The sequence below is a fragment of the Bradyrhizobium manausense genome (assembly GCF_001440035.1).
In the GTDB taxonomy this organism is placed as follows: Bacteria; Pseudomonadota; Alphaproteobacteria; order Rhizobiales; family Xanthobacteraceae; genus Bradyrhizobium; species Bradyrhizobium manausense.
The window spans coordinates 117,646-133,480 of the sequence record NZ_LJYG01000097.1; the positions used below are offsets into that span (position 1 = coordinate 117,646).

Below are 15,835 nucleotides of genomic sequence, written 5' to 3' on the forward strand. Positions count from 1 at the left end.
GGCCCATCGCCTCAACCGGCGATCCTCTAATTGGTTCCTGCTCCCAGCCTTAGGTTCAATTGGCAACGCCAAGATTTTCGGCCAAGGGGGGAAGGACGGTAACTTTTCCGCTAGCGGAATGGCCCCTCAGGCCCGCCGCGCTGTCACCAGCGAACACTTCGCCTGATCGGCGTTCACGTTGACGAATCCAACGGGAACGCGCGCAAAAGTCTTGCGGCTCTTCATGCTGACCGTATCCGCCAGAACGCGGCTGCGGTCGGTCAGGTGGCTGCCGTCGCGCCGCATGAACGCACAGACGATCTCGAGATCCTTTACGGCATAGTCGTTGCCATTTCGCACGGTGAACGTCACCAGCGCCTTCGAGCCGAGCCCGCCGCGACGCCAGGTCTGCGACGAGATCTTCATCCGGTCGAGCCCGGCGGCTTCCAGAGCCGAGGTATCTGAGGCTGAAATTGGCGAAGCAGAATCGTCACTTGCCAGTGCCAATTTCACGGGTTCGGTTTGGACGACATTGCCTTCGGAGGGAGGCATCAACAGCCAGACGGAAGCGCCGACCACGCTCACGGCCAGCAGCCACAATAGGCCTCGTTTCAACCAAATGCTGGTGGCCGCCTGGACCCGTTGCCGCTCCTCGCCGTTCCCGACGAAAGGTCCCAGTCCGATCCGGCCAAGCCCTGATTTCATGGATGCGTTGCTCGCTCCTCGTTTAATCCGCGAGACGAATTGAGGTTCCCGCCGCTGTGGCAAATCTCAGGGCGGAGCCATAGTGGCGATCGTCGATGGGGATCGCTAACATGCGCTGCAACATCGAAGGCCTTATCGGGAGGAATTGAAATGCCTTTCGCCGTCACCTGGGATCACGTCCATCTGCGCAGTCCCGATCCGGAAGCGACCGCCGCCTGGCTGCGCGATATCCTCGGCGGCGAGATCGTGCGCGCACCGGGACGAATCGACGTCAATCTCGGCGGCGCAAGGATCTTCATCGCGCCGCTGGAAGGTGACAGCGCCGTCAACCCGCCGCCTCAACATCCGCATCAGGGCCTCGACCATTTCGGTCTCACCGTGAAGGACATCGACGCCGTCGCTGCCGAAATCAAGGCCAAGGGCGTGACGTTCACGCGCGAGCCGACCACGATTCGGCCCGGCGTGCGCATCTGCTTCATCCGTGGTCCCGAAGGCATCTCCGTCGAGCTGCTCGAGCGCGACAAGAAATATACCTGACGCGGCGGGCGAGGCGCTGCCCGGCCAGCTAGGTCATGCTACCGGGCATAAAGCAGCGAATGGTGACGCCCATATAGCCATAGATCGGCCACACCATGGTTCGTCCAACCCGATTGGGCTCCGAGATCACGGCCTCCTCGGGCACATCAACCCAGACCAGCTCTTGCTGCTTGCCTTCGATGACGTAGCCGAGGCGCGGGATGCGCACACGATAGTGCCCGTCCTTGCTCTCCCAATCGGAATCCGATATCGCCGAGCCGTCTGCATCGGAGCAGCATGGTCCCTTGCCGCTGCGTAAGCTGTCGAACCAGGCCTTCAGCTCGGTACTGGTGTTGACGAACTGGCCGCGGTCGCGCGCGTGCCCGAGCGGGGCAATCAGCGCCAGCGCGCAAGCCACACTTGCCGCGCTTCGCCATCGTGTGGAACGGCCGATCCGCCGTCGTTGTATTTCACAAATCGTGGTAGGCGCACCGTACAGACGCGGCTCTTCGCCGCCGGAATTGATCCAGTTGCTCACGTTCGTCTTGCTCCAGCACCCCGCGGCCAGTGCAACAATGGTTATGCATTTCGCGGGCCAACTCTGATTCGCAACGACTGGCCTCGCTGCATGATCAGACCGTCATATCTGCATTACAGACAAGCCGGGACGACTACGGGTCGCATGCCGGCACAGGACACCGCCGGCAAAATTGCCGCGTTGCGCGAGGGGTTGCGCTTTGGCATAAAAGCTTCACCGGTGACGCCATTGGGCGATGGTGGCCGGCCGATGGGACGTTATGAAGAACGGCCTCTATTCGATTCACGTGAGCCTGCTCGATGGTCGAGTCGGGAAAGGCAGCGGCGTGATTCTTTTTCGCGACGGCAAGATCCTTGGCGGCGATGCCTACCTTTATTACACCGGCCGCTACGTGGTGAAGGACGACCACACGTTCAAGGGCGAGGTGCTGGTGCAACGACACACCACGCCGCGCGGCGATGACAATCCGCTGTTCGGTGGCCCTGCCCCTGTTGGCATCGGCGTCAGCGGGACCTACACCGATACTCGTGCGGAGATGACGGGAACGGCGCTGGTCGGCAAGGCCAGCCTGATTTTCGGCGCGACCCTGCACAAGCTCGTCGACGTCGATTAAAGCGTTTCGAGCGAAGTGGATACCGGTTCGCGTCAAGAAAACTCGTCAAAACAAGAATCTAGAGCCCCATTCCGATTCCATCGGAACGGGAAAGCCTCTCGCGCGTACTATTCTGCGGCCTGCTCCAGTGGTGCGACGCGCGGCAAGATCATCTGGATGCGCGTGCCGCCGCCAGGCTCGGAATCGAGATCGAGCCGGCCGCCGAGCCGGTTGGTAACGATGCTGTAGACGATGTGCAATCCGAGACCGGTACCGCCCTGGTCGCGCCGCGTGGTGAAAAACGGATCGAAGGCGCGGCGCCGCACATCGAGGCTCATGCCACAGCCATTGTCGGAGACGATGACCTCCACATTGTCCTTGCCGGACTCGCGCACCTGGATGTCGATGATCCCGGGACGTCCGTCGGGGAAAGCGTGCGCCACCGAATTCAGGAACAGATTGGTCAGCACCTGGCCGTACGGGCCGGGATAGCTGTTCATGGTCAGATTGGGCTGGCACTCAACGTTGAGCGTCAGGTTCTGCTTGCGCAGGCCCGGGCGCAGGCTCATCACCACCTGCTCGGTGAGGTCGGCGAGGTCGAAGGTGCGCTGGTCTGAATAATTGCGATCGGCCGCGACCTGCTTGAATGACTGGATCAGCTCGGCCGCACGATTCAGATTGGAGACGAGCTGCGAGGACGCATCGCGACTGGTGTTGAGATAGTCGTTGAGCGTCGAGCGGCGAAGCTCGCCGCGCTCGACCTCGGCGCTGAACATGGCGGTCTTGCGCTCGAGCGCAGAGGCGACCGTCAGGCTGATGCCGACGGGATTGTTGACCTCGTGCGCGACGCCGGCGACCAGGCGTCCGAGGGCGGCGAGCTTCTCCGCCTCGATCAGCGAGGCCTGGGTCTCGCGCAGATTGCGCAAGGCGGTTTCGGCGGCGTCCTTGGCCTTGCGCATCTCCTGCTCGCCGCGCTTGCGTTCGCCGATGTCGAGCGCCACGGTGACGATCCGCTCGATCTCGCCCTCGGCATCGAGCAGCGGCAGCTTGTTGACCAGCCATTGCCGCATGTTGCCGGAGGCGTCCTTGTATTCCTCCTCGTAGAATCCGAGCCCCTTGCGCTGGCTCAGCACTCGCTTGTCGTTCTCGTCGGTCTTGGCAGCGCCATAGCGCGACATCAGGTCCGCGGTGGTGCGGCCGAGCGCATCACCGGGCTCGATGCCGAAGATGCCGGCCATATAGCGGTTCATCAGCACGTAGCGGAGATTGCGGTCCTTGACGTTGATGACCGCGGGCACGGTGTCGATGACCTGCTGCAACAGGCGCCGGCCTTCGGCGATGGCATCTTCCGCCCGCTTCTGGTCGGTGATGTCGCGCAGCGTGCCCTCGTAGCGGACGATCGTGCCCTGCTCGTCCCGCACGCCGGTTGCGCTGTCGGAAAGCCAGAGGATGTCGCCGCTGCGCTGGCGCACCTGATACTCGAACTCGCGCACCATGCCGTCGCGATGCATCAACCGTTGATATTCCGCGCGCGCCTCGGGATGGACATAGATGGTGTGGGCGATGTCGTTGATGCTGTCGATCAGGTGCTGCGGACTGTCATAGCCCATCATCCGCGCCAGCGCCGGATTGGCGTTGAGAAGATCGCCTGCCGGCGTCGTCACGTAGATGCCGTCGACCGAGCCCTCGAACAGTTTTCGGTAGCTCTCTTCGGCCAGCCGCTGCTCGGTGAGCGCGCGCACCGCCGCTTCGCGGGCCGTATCGGCCTCCTCCAGCGCACGGCGGAACACTTCGGCCGCGCGTGCGATATCGCCAATCTCGTTGTTGAGATCGGCCGACGGGATCGACGTATCCTTCACGCCAGCCGCAAGCGCGCGGATGGAGCGCGCGATCTGCGCCAGCGGCCGCACCGTGCGCCCCACCACGAGGACGGCGGCGAGGATACCGATCAAGACGCCCATACTGCCTAGCACGATGCTCTGCCAGCGGGCCTCCGCCAGCGTCCGGGCAAAGTCGCGCGACAGCACATGGCCACGGCGGTCGCTGACGTCGCGCAGCAATTCGGTGACCCGCCCGATCAGCCGGCCCTCGGTGCCCAGCACCTCGCGGTCGATATCGGCGATCTGCCGTTCGCGCACGGCGACAGCGATGATGGCATCGGCGTAATTGTTCACCGCCGTCTTCAATTTGCCATCGGCAATGTTCATCGTCCGCATGCTCTGGGCGGCCTGTTCGGCCGCCGAGGGATTGCGCGCGAGCAGCCCAAGCGCGATCCGGCTCTGGGCTTCCGACAGGCGCGCGGCGAGATCACGGTCCCCGCTTTCGGAGACCGCCGCGTCGAACTGGTCGCGCAGCGGGGGCAGCCCGGCAAGCAGTTGCGCGCGGCGATCGATCAGGGTCGATATCCGATCCAGCCCGCTGCGATAGGTCGCGAGCCGCTCGGAGACGCCGTCGATCATGTCCTGCTGCTCGGGCGCGAGCTCGATCCGGGTCTTCTTGAGGATGTCGCTCAGCGTCGATGCGGCCTCGCCGACCTGCTTGAACTGGATGCCGGCGCCGGGATCGGTGACGAAGTCACGCGCGGCGAGCCGCAAATCGTTCATGCGGCGGTCGATGTCTTCGGCGAGATCGCCGACGCTTTGCAGCCGCTGGAGTTCGGCGAAGGTGGCATCGATGTGCCGGATCGCGATCACGCTCGCAGTCGAGGTGACGATGATCACCGCCAGCACCAGGATGAAGCTGCCATACGTCATCTGGCCGATCGATAGCGAAAATGATCGCTTCGGCGGCGGATTCGGTGGCGTTTCGGCGGACATTGGGGCGGAACCGGACTCCATACGCCCCCAATATACGCTGTATCGCCCCTCCGGGGGAACATGCCTCCACGGGCCGGAAGGGGCTGTTCTTCATGATGGTTTAGCGACGGCCGCCCGCCGCCCCGGGATCGTCATGGCGGCGACACCGAGGACGACGCAGGCGAGGCCAATCCATGCGGTCCGGCTCAGGGTCTCGCCGAGGAAGGCGACGCTGATGGCCACTCCGATGGGGACGCGCAGGTAAGCCTGAGCGGTGGTGCCGACCGAGCCGAGGGTCTGGATCAGGCGGAAATAGATCGCGAAGGCGGCTGCGGTCGAGAATACCGCGAGCGCGAGCAGCGCGAGGACGGAGCTTAGCGACGGCGACAGCGTCCAGGGCTGCTCGAGCAGGAGCGAAGCCGGGATCAGCACGGCCGCGCCCGCCAGCAGCGAGCCGGCGGCGGGCGCCATGGGATCGAGGCCCTTGAAGCTGCGGCCGAAGATCGCGGCGCAGGCGTAGCAGATGGTGGCGGCGACGATTGCCGCCTCCGCAACGAGGCCGCGCCCGATCTCGCGGAACGCATCGACGCCGACGATCAGCAGGATGCCGGCCATGCCCGCGACCACGCCGAACAGCTTTCGCGGCGTCGTTGCCTCATGGCGGGTGATGATCGCGGTGAGCAGGAAGGTGAAGATGGGCCCGGCCGAATTGAGGATGGTGGCGAGCGCGGCATCGACATGGCGTTCGCCCCAGGCGATCAGGGTCCATGGAATGACGCTGTTGAGCACGGCCTGGAACGCGAAGCGCTGCCAGGTCGCGGCATCCGTCGGCATGCTGATGCCCCTCGCCCACATGACCGCGAGCAGTAACAGGCCCGCAACCGTCGTGCGCGCGGCGATCAGCGTGACCGCAGGGATGGTGGCGACGCCGAGCTTGATGAAGGTGTAGGAGCCGCCCCAGAGGGTTGCGAGCGCGACCAGCAGCGCCAGCTCGACGGCGATATTGGTGTCCTGCCTGGCATCCATCTGATCCGTCCCATCCATTCGCGATGGACGGAACCTAGCTCATCGATGGTCGCCAATACTTCGTTCGGTATCGAAGTGTTCTAGCCGACCGCGCCGACCTCGAACACCTCGCCGTCATAGCCGGCCTCGCGGGGGATGCGGAGCTGCCGCCCGCTTTCGGTTTTCGTCATTACCGGCATCACCGTGACGATCGACATCCCCTTGGCATGATCGAGCGCAGCACTCACGCTTGGCTGCTTCGCCAGCCGAATCAGATTTCGCGTGGTCGGGAACGGCAGCTTGAAGCGGCCGCTCTGACCGCCCTCCACCGCCTCGCGTGCTGACAGCCAGATCGAGTCGGTCGACTCCCGCCCGTCATGCGCGCCGAGCTGGTCGGGCGGTGCAGCCGCGAGAAAAAACCAGGTGTCGAAACGCTTGGGCATGCCCTCCGGCGTGATCCAGTGCGCGTAAGGCACGAGTGTGTCGAGCGCGAGCTGAAGGCCGTTATCCTCGAGGATTTTCAGGAAGCTGATCTTGCGCTCGTTCAGCGCGACGCGATGCGCCTCGGCGATCTCGCCGGCGCGTTTGGCATCGATAGGCCTGTTCGAGCCTTTCGACCGTGCCAGCAGGATGCCGCTCTCCTCAAACGTCTCGCGGATCGCGGCGATACGAAAACCGCGGTCAGCTTCGCTTAAGCCCTCGCCGCCCGAATAAAGATCGGCGCGGGCAACGATTTCCTGATCGCCCGCATCGACGCTGCCGCCCGGAAACACCAGCGCGCCCGAGTTGAACTCGATCTGATGATGGCGGACCATCATGAAGATTTCGACCTCCTTGGCGCCATCACGCAGCAGGAGGATTGTCGAAGCCGGGCGTGATGCTGATGTCTCGGACATTCAACTAACCTGCGGCACTGGATTGCGGGCCGAGATTGGCGCGCTTGTCGAAACGGGCGACGCGCGACAAGAGATAGTCGACTTCCGCTTTCGCGGTCGCCGTCATCGTCGCGCCCGGCTTGCGCTGTGCGCTGGAGGCGATGATGCCGCGCTTCTGCAGCACGTATTTGCGCACGGTCAGGCCGACGCCGGGCTGCTGCTCGTAGCGGATCAGCGGCAAATGCGCGTCGAAGATGTCATGCGCGGCATCGCGCTTGCCGGCCTTGGAGAGGTTGACGACGTCGATCAGAAGCTCGGGGAACGCATAGCCGGTCATGGCACCGTCGGCGCCGCGCTCCATTTCAAAGTCGAGGAACGTGCCGCCATTGCCGCAGAGGATCGAGAGCGGACGGAGCGAGCCGTCCTTCTGGAAGCCGCGCAGGGTCGTGATCTTTTCCAGGCCCGGCCAGTCCTCGTGCTTGAGCATCACGCAGTTCGGATTGTCCATGACGATCTTGCGGATCACGGCGGGCGTAAACACCACCGTGAGCGTCAAAGGATAGTCCTGGAGCACCCAGGGCACATCGGGGCCGATCGCCTCGGCCGCCTGCTTGAAATAGCCCACGATCTGATCGTCGGTGCGAAGTGAGGGCGGCGGCGCGATCATGACGCCGGCCGCGCCTGCGTCCATCGAGGCCCTGGCCAGCGAGCGCATGGTGGCAAAGCCCGGCGCGGAGACGCCGACGATCACCTGCATCTTCCTGGCGCGCTTGACGTAGCGCACCGCGACCTGCTCGGCCTCGGCGGCATCGAGCTTCGGGGCCTCGCCGAGGATGCCAAGCACCGTGACGCCGTCGCAGCCGACCTCCTCGTAGAAATCGGTCAGGCGGTCGATCGAGCGCTCGTCGATCCGGCCGTCGTCGTGGAACGGCGTCGGCGCGATTGCGAAAGTGCCCTTGGCGTCGGCGGTGAGTTTCATAAGTCAATATTCCCTTTGTTCGTCATTCCGGGGCGATGCGTCAGCATCGAACCCGGAATCTCGAGGTCCCGGGTTCGCGCGTTGCGCGCCCCGGGACGACCATGGCTAAAACCGCCGCGCGCCCATCTTGATCTGCTCCTCCGAGAAGAAGATCTCCTTGGCATGCGCAACGATGTCCTGGGCATTCCAGCCCGTATGTGGCGGCTTCCAGCCTTCCATCTCCATCATCCGCATTTCGCGCACGCCGCGGGGCCCGGACACGCCCAGCACCTTGCCGGTCTGGTCGCCCGACAAATCGCTGACCATGTATAGCACGGCCGGCGCGATGCCGTCCGGCCCCAGCGCTGCACCTGGGTTCTCCTTATAGCGGGGCAGGTCTGCGGTCATGCGGGTCAGGGCGCCCGGCGCCAGCGTCCAGATCCGGATGTTGTACTTGCGACCCTCGATCGCCAGCACGTTGGAGAGGCCCCAGATGCCGCCCTTGGCGGCCCCGTAATTGGTCTGACCGAAATTGCCGATCAGGCCTGAGGTCGAGGAGGTGTTGACGATGACGCCGCCGCCATTTTCCCGCATCCAGCGAAACACCGGCATGGTGCAACAGAAGGTGCCTTTCAAATGCACCTTGATGACCTTGTCCCAGTCGGCCTCACTGGCCTTGTGAAAGGTCTGGTCGCGCAAAATGCCGGCATTGTTGACGAGGATGTCGGCGCGGCCGAAATGCCTGATGGCGTCGTCGAACACCGACTGGCCGCCCTCCATGGTGGAGATGTCGGCGCCGTTGGCGACCGCCTTGCCGCCCTCGGCCTTGATCGCGTCCACCACCTGCTGCGCCATGGACTTATCGGCACCGGAGCCGTCGCGGGGCCCGCCGAGATCGTTGACCACGACCGAGGCCCCTTCCCGCGCGAACAGCTTTGCGTAGGCCTCACCGAGCCCCCCGCCCGCGCCGGTGATCAGCGCAACCTTGCCGTCGAGTAGTCCCATGGTGGCTTCTCCCTGTTTATTATTGTCATTCCGGGGCAGCGCGCAGCGCTGAACCCGGAATCCAGAGGTTGTAACGCGCGAGATTCCGGGTTCGCGCTTCGCGCGCCCCGGAATGACTGCGAGGCCTAACCTAACACCGTCTTGCCGTTCTTGATCACCGTCACCCCGCGCGACTTCACCTTGGCTTCGAACGAGATCGTGTTGCCGTCCTTCCAGAGATCCATGGTGACAGTCTCGCCTGGATAGACGGGCGAGGAGAACCGCGCGACGTGCTGGCGAAAGGCACTGGCGTCGTAATCGGCATAGGTCTGCAGCACGCCGCGGCAGGTGATGCCGTAGGTGCACATGCCGTGCAGGATCGGGCGCGGGAAGCCGGCCTTCCTGGCAAACTCGGGATCGGAGTGCAGCGGATTGCGGTCGCCGCAGAGACGATAGACCAGCGCCTGGTCCGGGCGCGTCGCGATGTCGATGGTCTTGTCGGGCGCGCGCGAGGGGATCTTGTGCGGATCGGGCTGGGTGAGATTCGGCCCGCCGAAGCCGCCGTCGCCGCGAGCGAAGCGCGAGGCGACAAGTGTCGCGAGCTTCTCGCCCTTCTCGTTCTTCAGCACGGTCTGGTGGCTGATGACGACGCCCTTGTCCTTGCCCTTGTCGTAGACCTCGAGCACGGAGGAATCGGCGGTGATGTTGGCGGCGACCGGCAGCGGCTGGTGGAAGGTGATGTCGCGCTCGCCGTCAACCACCATCACGCGGTTGAGATTCATCTCGCCCGGGCCCGAGCCCCAGGCCGCGACGGAGGCAAAGGTCGGTACGACCTTCAGCGGCCGCGGCGTGAGCGTGCCCTCGTTGACGAAGGCGAGTTCGTTCTCGTCCATCGGGTCGGCGCCGAGACCGATGCCGTAGGCGTAGAGCATCACCTCGCGGTCAGTGTAGGCATATTTCTGGCCGAGGTTTTTCAGGCCTTTGAGTTCTTCGTATCTGGCGGACATTTTTTGGTTTCCTCCCGGTGGTTCTCATCCTCGTGGTGAGGAGGCGCTGTTGCGCCGTCTCGAACCATGAGGATGCCCGAAACGCTTCTTGTCGTGGCCATCCTTCGAGACGCTTGCTTCGCAAGCTCCTCAGGATGAGGACCTACACCGGCGTAAAAAACGGCAGTGGCGCCCCGTCCGTTGGCTTGAACACCACCTTCACCTTCTGGCCGATCTTGAGCTTCTCGAGATCGCAGTCGACGAAATTGGTCTGCACGGAAGGCCCCTCCTTCAACGTGACGTAGCCGATGGCGTAAGGACCGGTCGGAGATTTCCGCATCAGGCTGTAGGTGTAGATCGTGCCCTCGCCCGAGGCTTCCTCCCACACCGTCTTGTCGGAGTAGCAGAACGGGCAGATCGAGCGCGGGAAGTAATGCGCTTCGCCGCACGCCGTGCAGCGCTTGATCATGAACCTGCCCGATTTCGCCGCGTCCCAGAACGCAGCGGTCTCGGGGTTCGTGACCGGCGCTGGATATTTTCTCGCTTCGCTCATCACACGCGCTCCAGAATGGCTGTCGAGGCGGCGTGGCGAACACCCAAGAGGCCGCCGGTGCCGTGGGCGATGGCGAGATCGCAATTCGGAACCTGCACCTTCGGATGCGCCTCGCCGCGCAGCTGCCTGACGGCCTCGATGATCTTGGTCATGCCGCCGCGATTGACGGGGTGGTTGCTGCACAGGCCGCCGCCATCGGTGTTGAACGGCAGCTTGCCGACGCCCGAGATCAGATTGCCGTCGGCAACGAACTTGCCGCCCTCGCCCTTCCTGCAGAAGCCGAGGTCCTCGAGCTGCATCAACACCGTGATGGTGAAGCTGTCATAGATCGAGGCGTATTTGATGTCCTTCGGCGTGATGCCGGCCTCCTCGAACGCGCGCGGGCCGGACCAGACACCGGCGGAGTAAGTGAGATCGAGATCCTTGCCGCCCCGCGGACCCTTCATCGCCTCGCCATGGCCGACCAGGCGCACCAGCGGCTTCTTCAGGCTCCTGGCGATTTCAGGCGTGGTCACGATCAACGCGCCGCCGCCGTCGGAGACGACGCAGCAATCCATGCGATGCAGCGGATCGGAGATCATCGGCGAATTCAGCACGTCCTCGACGGTGACGACGTCCTTGAGCATCGCATGCGGATTGTATTGCGCATGATGAGAGGCCGCGACCTTGATCCAGGCGAGCTGTTCGCTCGTGGTGCCATAGTCGTGCATATGGCGCATGGCACACATGCCATAGGCATTGTGTGTGGTCGCACCGTAAGCCGACTCGAAATCGGCTTCCGCGCCGGCCGCGCGCGGCGGCATCGCGCCGGTGCGCGGCTTGCCCGCGAGAGTGATGAGCGCGATCGAGCACTTGCCTGCCGCGATGGCTTCAGCGGCATGGCCGAGATGGATGATGTAGGAGCAGCCGCCGGTCTCGGTGGAATCGACATGGCGGAGCCTTTTGGTGTTCAGCCCGAGATAGTCGACCATCGGCCAGGCGCCGCCGGGCGCATCGCCCGCGCAGAAATAGCCGTCGACATCGTCCTTGCTGATCCCGGCATCCTCGATCGCGCCCTTGGCGACCTCGGCATGAAGCTGGGCGGTGGATTTGTCCGGCGCATGCCGGGTCGGGTGTTCGTAGATCCCGGCAATGTAGGCCTTGCCCTTGATGGTCAAAACAGAGGTCTCCGCTCGCGTTTTTTCTTCGCGCTTTTTTCTGAACCGCACCGCGCGGATTGGCAAGCGCGGAAATATTCCGCCTCACGAGAGGGCGGCGTGTGTGCCCGACGGCACAAGCCGCTTTTCGTTTTACACGAAATGGAGCCGGACTCTCGAAAACAACCCCATGCACAGTAGAACGAGGGTTGATTTCAAAGAGGAAATTGTAGGGTGGGCAAAGCGACAGCGTGCCCACGCATTTTCCGTGATCGAGAGAGATGGTGGGCACGGCGCAAGCGCGCCTTTGCCCACCCTACATGACTCACCCTACTCCGCCGCGATCTGCCGCGGCGCCGGGGGCGGGTTCGCCAGATCGGCGGCGAGCTGGGCGTAGCGGGCCTTGGCGTTGGCCACGGCCTTCTCCTTCACCGGACCGTAGCCGCGGATGCGGTCGGGCAGTGAGAGGAGTTCGACGGCTGTGTCGTGCGTGACCGGCGACAACAGACCGAGCACGGTGGCGACGTCCTTCTCGTAGCCTGCGATCAGGTCGCGCTCGAGCTTGCGGTCGGCGCTGCGACCGAAGATGTCGAAGGGGGTGCCGCGCAGGAATTTGAACCTGGCGAGCACGCGGAACGCCTTCAGCATCCACGGGCCGAAGGCGCGCTTCTTCGGGCGGCCCAGCGCATCGGCGCCGGACGCCAAAATCGGCGGGGCGAGGTTGAAGCTGAACGTGTAGTCGCCCTCGAACTGGTCGCGGAGCTGCTGCTCGAAAGCGCCGTCAGAGAACAGGCGCGCGACCTCGTACTCATCCTTGTAGGCGAGCAGTTTTGCGTAGTTGATTGCGACCGCGCGCGGCAGCGCTTCGCCATAGCCGCCCTTGATCGCGGCATCGCGAACCTGATCGACCAGCTTGCGATAGCGCTTGGCCAGGCGGCCGTTCTGATAGGCGGTGAGATGCTTGGCGCGATGCTCGATGACTTCATCGAGAGTCATGGCGTCCAGCGTCTTGGGCGCGGCAACCTCGTCCGTGCCCCTCAGCATCTCGGCGAGGCGCGCAGGGTCCGCGACGGCAAGGCGGCCGAGGCGGAAGGCTTCCTTGTTCATCTTGATCGAGACCCCGTTGACCTCGATGGCCTGCTCGATCGCTTCCGCCGACAGCGGGAACAGCCCCTTCTGATAGGCATAGCCCATCATCATCATGTTGGTGGCGATGGCATCGCCGAGCAGCTGCTCGGCCGGCCTGGTGAAATCGAAGAACACGGAATCCTTGTGCAGCGCCGTCTCCAGCAGGCCGGTCAGCTTGCGGGTCTGGAAGTTGAAGTCGCGGTTGAGCACGAAATCGGCGGTGGGGATGACGTGGCTGTTGATGATGCCGCGGGTGCGGCTGGTGTCGCACAGCGAGATCGTGTCCTTGGCGACCGCGACCACCTCGTCGGCAGCGAGCACGACATCGGCCGTGCCGGTGACGATGCGCGAGCACGTCACCTCGGCCGGATGATCCGAGAGGCGGACGTGGCTGAGCACCGCGCCGCCCTTCTGCGCAAGGCCGGACATGTCGAGGATCATCGAGGCCTTGCCCTCGATATGGGCGGCCATGCCGAGCAGCGCGCCGATGGTGAGCACGCCGGTGCCCCCGACACCGCCTACGGCGATGTTGTAGGGCTTGTCCAGCGTCGGCCGCGAAGCCGGCTCGGGCAGCTCACCGATATCGGCGAGCTCGGCCGGCGCGCGGTGGCGCGGCTTGCCGCCATCCACGGTGACGAAGGACGGGCAGAATCCCTTGAGGCAGGAATAGTCCTTGTTGCAGGCGGACTGGTTGATGGCGCGCTTACGGCCGAACTCGGTCTCCAGCGGCTCGACCGAGATGCAGTTCGACTGCACCGAGCAGTCGCCGCAGCCTTCGCAGACGGCCGGGTTGATCATGACACGGCGCGCCGGATCCTCCATCAGGCCGCGCTTGCGGCGGCGGCGCTTTTCGGCGGCGCAGGTCTGCACGAACACGATCGCAGAGGTGCCCTTGTACTCGCGGCACATCTTCATGACGTTCTGCAAGTCGTCGCGGTGATATTTCTTGACGCCGGGCGCAATGCTGTCGGCGGGATAGGCGTCCGGGTTTTCCGAGACCAGATAGATCTCGCGGATGCCTTCGGCGTGAAGCTGGGCCATGATCTTCTCCGGCGAGAGATCGCCGTCATGGCGCTGGCCGCCGGTCATGGCGACGGCGTCGTTGTAGAGGATCTTGTAGGTGATGTTGGCCTTGGAGGCGATCGCCTGGCGAATGGCGAGAATGCCCGAGTGGAAATAGGTGCCGTCGCCGAGGTTGGCGAATATGTGGTTCTCGTTGGTGAAGGGGGCGATACCGACCCACGGCACGCCCTCACCGCCCATATGGGTGAAGGTCTCGGTCGAGCGATCCATCCACAGCGCCATGAAATGGCAGCCGATGCCGGCGAGCGCACGGCTGCCCTCAGGGACTTTCGTGGAGGTGTTGTGAGGGCAGCCGGAGCAGAAGTAAGGGGTGCGAGAAACCGGCGCCGTGGGGATCATCTGGGACGCCTGCCGGCCGTTGAACCAGTCGGCTTTGGCGCGGAGCATCTCGGCAATCTCGGGGTTGAGATTAAGTCGAAGCAGCCGTTCGGTCAGCGAGGTCGCAAGCGAGGCGACGCTGAGCTCGGCGGCGAAGGTCAGGAAGCGCTTGTCGTGCTCGTCCATCTTGCCGACGATGCGCGGGCGGACGTCGTCGCGCCAGTTGAACAGCTCCTGCTTGACCTGGTTCTCGACGATCTCGCGCCGTTCCTCGACGATGAAGATCTCCTCCAAGCCGACGGCGAACTGGCGCACGCCCTCCGGCTCCAGCGGCCAGGGCATGCCAATCTTGTAAAGACGAAGACCGATTCTAGCGGCGATCTCTTCGGTGATGCCGAGCTCGCGCAGCGCCTGCCGCACGTCCTCATAGCTCTTGCCCGAGGCCATGATGCCGAAACGGGCGTTCGGCGAATCCATGGTGACGCGGTTGACCTTGTTGGCGCGTGCGAAGGCGATCGCAGCAAAACCCTTGTAGTCCTGCAGGCGCCTGTCCTGCTCGAAGCGATCGTCGGGCCAGCGCAGGTTGAGGCCGCCGGGCGGCAGCTCGAAATCGCTGGGGATGATGAAGGGCTTCATCTCGTCGGTGAGGTCGATCTCGGCGGTGGTCTCCACCGTCTCCGTGATCACCTTCATGCCGACCCAGCAGCCGGAATAACGCGACATCGCGATGCCGAGCAGGCCCATCTCGATCATCTCGTGGATGCTCGAAGGATAGAGATAAGGCATCAGCGCCGAGATAAAGGCGTGGTCGGACTGATGCGGGACGGTGGAGGATTTGGCACCATGGTCGTCGCCGGCAAGGCATAGCACGCCGCCGTTCTTGGCGGAGCCGGCGGCATTGCCGTGGCGGAAGACGTCGCCGCAGCGGTCGACGCCGGGGCCCTTGCCGTACCAGATACCGACCACGCCGTCATATTTGGCCCCGGGCGAGAGGTTGAGCTGCTGCGAGCCCCAGATGGCGGTCGCCGCCAGGTCCTCGTTCACGCCGGGCTGGAATTTGATGTTGTACTGCTCGAGGTGCTTTCGTGCGGCGAAAAGCTGCTGGTCGTACCCGCCGAGCGGCGAGCCGCGGTAGCCGGAGATGAAGCCCGCGGTGTTCAGGCCGGCGGCGCGGTCGCGCCTGATCTGCGCCATGGGCAGACGGACTAGCGCCTGGATGCCCGTGGTGAAGATATGGCCGGTCCCTTGTGTGTATTTCTGATCGAGACTGATCGGACCCTGGTTGATGCCCATTCTTGTCCTCTTCCGCCCTTTTGAGCGTTTGGCTGCCTAAGCCGTTGCCTGCCCGTTGTTTTCAGCTAGGGCACGCCGACTACCTCTGCCACTCTATGTCGGATATTTAACGCGGCGCATCACAAATCTGGACCTTCCGCGGCGACGGGAAAAAAACGCAATTTCGTGGCCGGAAAGACATTGGCGATTTTCAATTTGTGTCACCATACCCCCGCTGTCGCGAAACGACATGACGCCGCTATGATTGGGCATTCGACCGATGGTCGCAGGAGCAGGCTTCTCATGCGGACGATTCTGGCTGTTGCGCTGTTGTGCAGTGCGGTTGCGGAGGCCGCTCCCGCCGCCGAGCCGTCGCCCGAGCTGATCGCCTACGGCAAGACGCTTGTCGAGG

The 15,835-nt window shown here is 64.0% G+C and carries 13 protein-coding genes; 2 read left to right on the top strand and 11 right to left on the bottom strand.

Annotation, left to right across the window (positions count from 1 at the left end):
• Positions 1-126 precede the first annotated feature (126 nt).
• Positions 127-684 carry a hypothetical protein gene (locus AOQ71_RS23580; protein WP_057751661.1) on the bottom strand — a complete coding sequence of 186 codons (558 nt, stop codon included), beginning with the start codon at positions 682-684 and terminating at the stop codon, positions 127-129.
• A gap of 150 nt (positions 685-834) precedes the next feature.
• On the opposite strand from AOQ71_RS23580, the gene AOQ71_RS23585 reads away from it, so the two are divergent.
• On the top strand, positions 835-1,221 hold the full coding sequence (locus AOQ71_RS23585) for a VOC family protein (RefSeq protein ID WP_057751664.1): 387 nt from the start codon (positions 835-837) through the stop codon (positions 1,219-1,221).
• A gap of 28 nt (positions 1,222-1,249) precedes the next feature.
• Here AOQ71_RS23585 and AOQ71_RS23590 read toward each other — a convergent pair whose 3' ends face one another.
• A complete protein-coding gene (locus AOQ71_RS23590; RefSeq protein WP_057751667.1) occupies positions 1,250-1,738 on the bottom strand; it encodes a hypothetical protein in 489 nt (162 codons plus the stop codon).
• A gap of 259 nt (positions 1,739-1,997) precedes the next feature.
• Between AOQ71_RS23590 and AOQ71_RS23595 the strand changes: the two genes are divergently transcribed.
• Positions 1,998-2,351, top strand: a complete 354-nt coding sequence (locus AOQ71_RS23595; RefSeq protein WP_057751670.1) for a GrlR family regulatory protein — start codon at positions 1,998-2,000, stop codon at positions 2,349-2,351.
• A 107-nt stretch (positions 2,352-2,458) separates the two neighbouring features.
• Here the strand turns inward: AOQ71_RS23595 and AOQ71_RS23600 are convergent, their stop codons facing one another.
• The 9 genes from AOQ71_RS23600 to AOQ71_RS23640 form a co-directional block, all read right to left on the bottom strand.
• Positions 2,459-5,146, bottom strand: coding sequence for a PAS domain S-box protein (locus AOQ71_RS23600; protein WP_057751673.1), 2,688 nt, complete (start codon positions 5,144-5,146; stop codon positions 2,459-2,461).
• Positions 5,147-5,236: 90 nt separating this feature from the next.
• On the bottom strand, positions 5,237-6,151 hold the full coding sequence (locus AOQ71_RS23605) for a DMT family transporter (protein ID WP_057751834.1): 915 nt from the start codon (positions 6,149-6,151) through the stop codon (positions 5,237-5,239).
• Positions 6,152-6,231: 80 nt separating this feature from the next.
• On the bottom strand, positions 6,232-7,026 hold the full coding sequence (locus AOQ71_RS23610; RefSeq protein ID WP_057751682.1) for an NUDIX hydrolase: 795 nt from the start codon (positions 7,024-7,026) through the stop codon (positions 6,232-6,234).
• Between the two features lie 4 nt (positions 7,027-7,030).
• The gene (locus tag AOQ71_RS23615; RefSeq protein WP_057751685.1) at positions 7,031-7,984 is read right to left on the bottom strand and encodes a dihydrodipicolinate synthase family protein; all 954 of its coding nucleotides are present in this window, start codon (positions 7,982-7,984) and stop codon (positions 7,031-7,033) included.
• 105 nt (positions 7,985-8,089) lie between these two features.
• Positions 8,090-8,968, bottom strand: a complete 879-nt coding sequence (locus AOQ71_RS23620) for an SDR family oxidoreductase (protein ID WP_057751687.1) — start codon at positions 8,966-8,968, stop codon at positions 8,090-8,092.
• Positions 8,969-9,093: 125 nt separating this feature from the next.
• Complete coding sequence (locus AOQ71_RS23625) at positions 9,094-9,954, bottom strand: MaoC family dehydratase (RefSeq protein ID WP_057751689.1); 861 nt, start codon at positions 9,952-9,954, stop codon at positions 9,094-9,096.
• Positions 9,955-10,096: 142 nt separating this feature from the next.
• Entirely contained in the window at positions 10,097-10,486 is a 390-nt protein-coding gene (locus AOQ71_RS23630) for a Zn-ribbon domain-containing OB-fold protein (protein ID WP_057751693.1), read from the bottom strand.
• Positions 10,486-11,643: a thiolase domain-containing protein gene (locus AOQ71_RS23635; protein WP_057751703.1), complete on the bottom strand. Its 1,158-nt coding sequence runs from the start codon at positions 11,641-11,643 to the stop codon at positions 10,486-10,488. Before AOQ71_RS23635 ends, AOQ71_RS23630 begins: the two co-directional genes overlap by 1 nt.
• A gap of 309 nt (positions 11,644-11,952) precedes the next feature.
• Entirely contained in the window at positions 11,953-15,444 is a 3,492-nt protein-coding gene (locus tag AOQ71_RS23640) for an indolepyruvate ferredoxin oxidoreductase family protein (protein WP_057751708.1), read from the bottom strand.
• Positions 15,445-15,835: the final 391 nt, after the last annotated feature.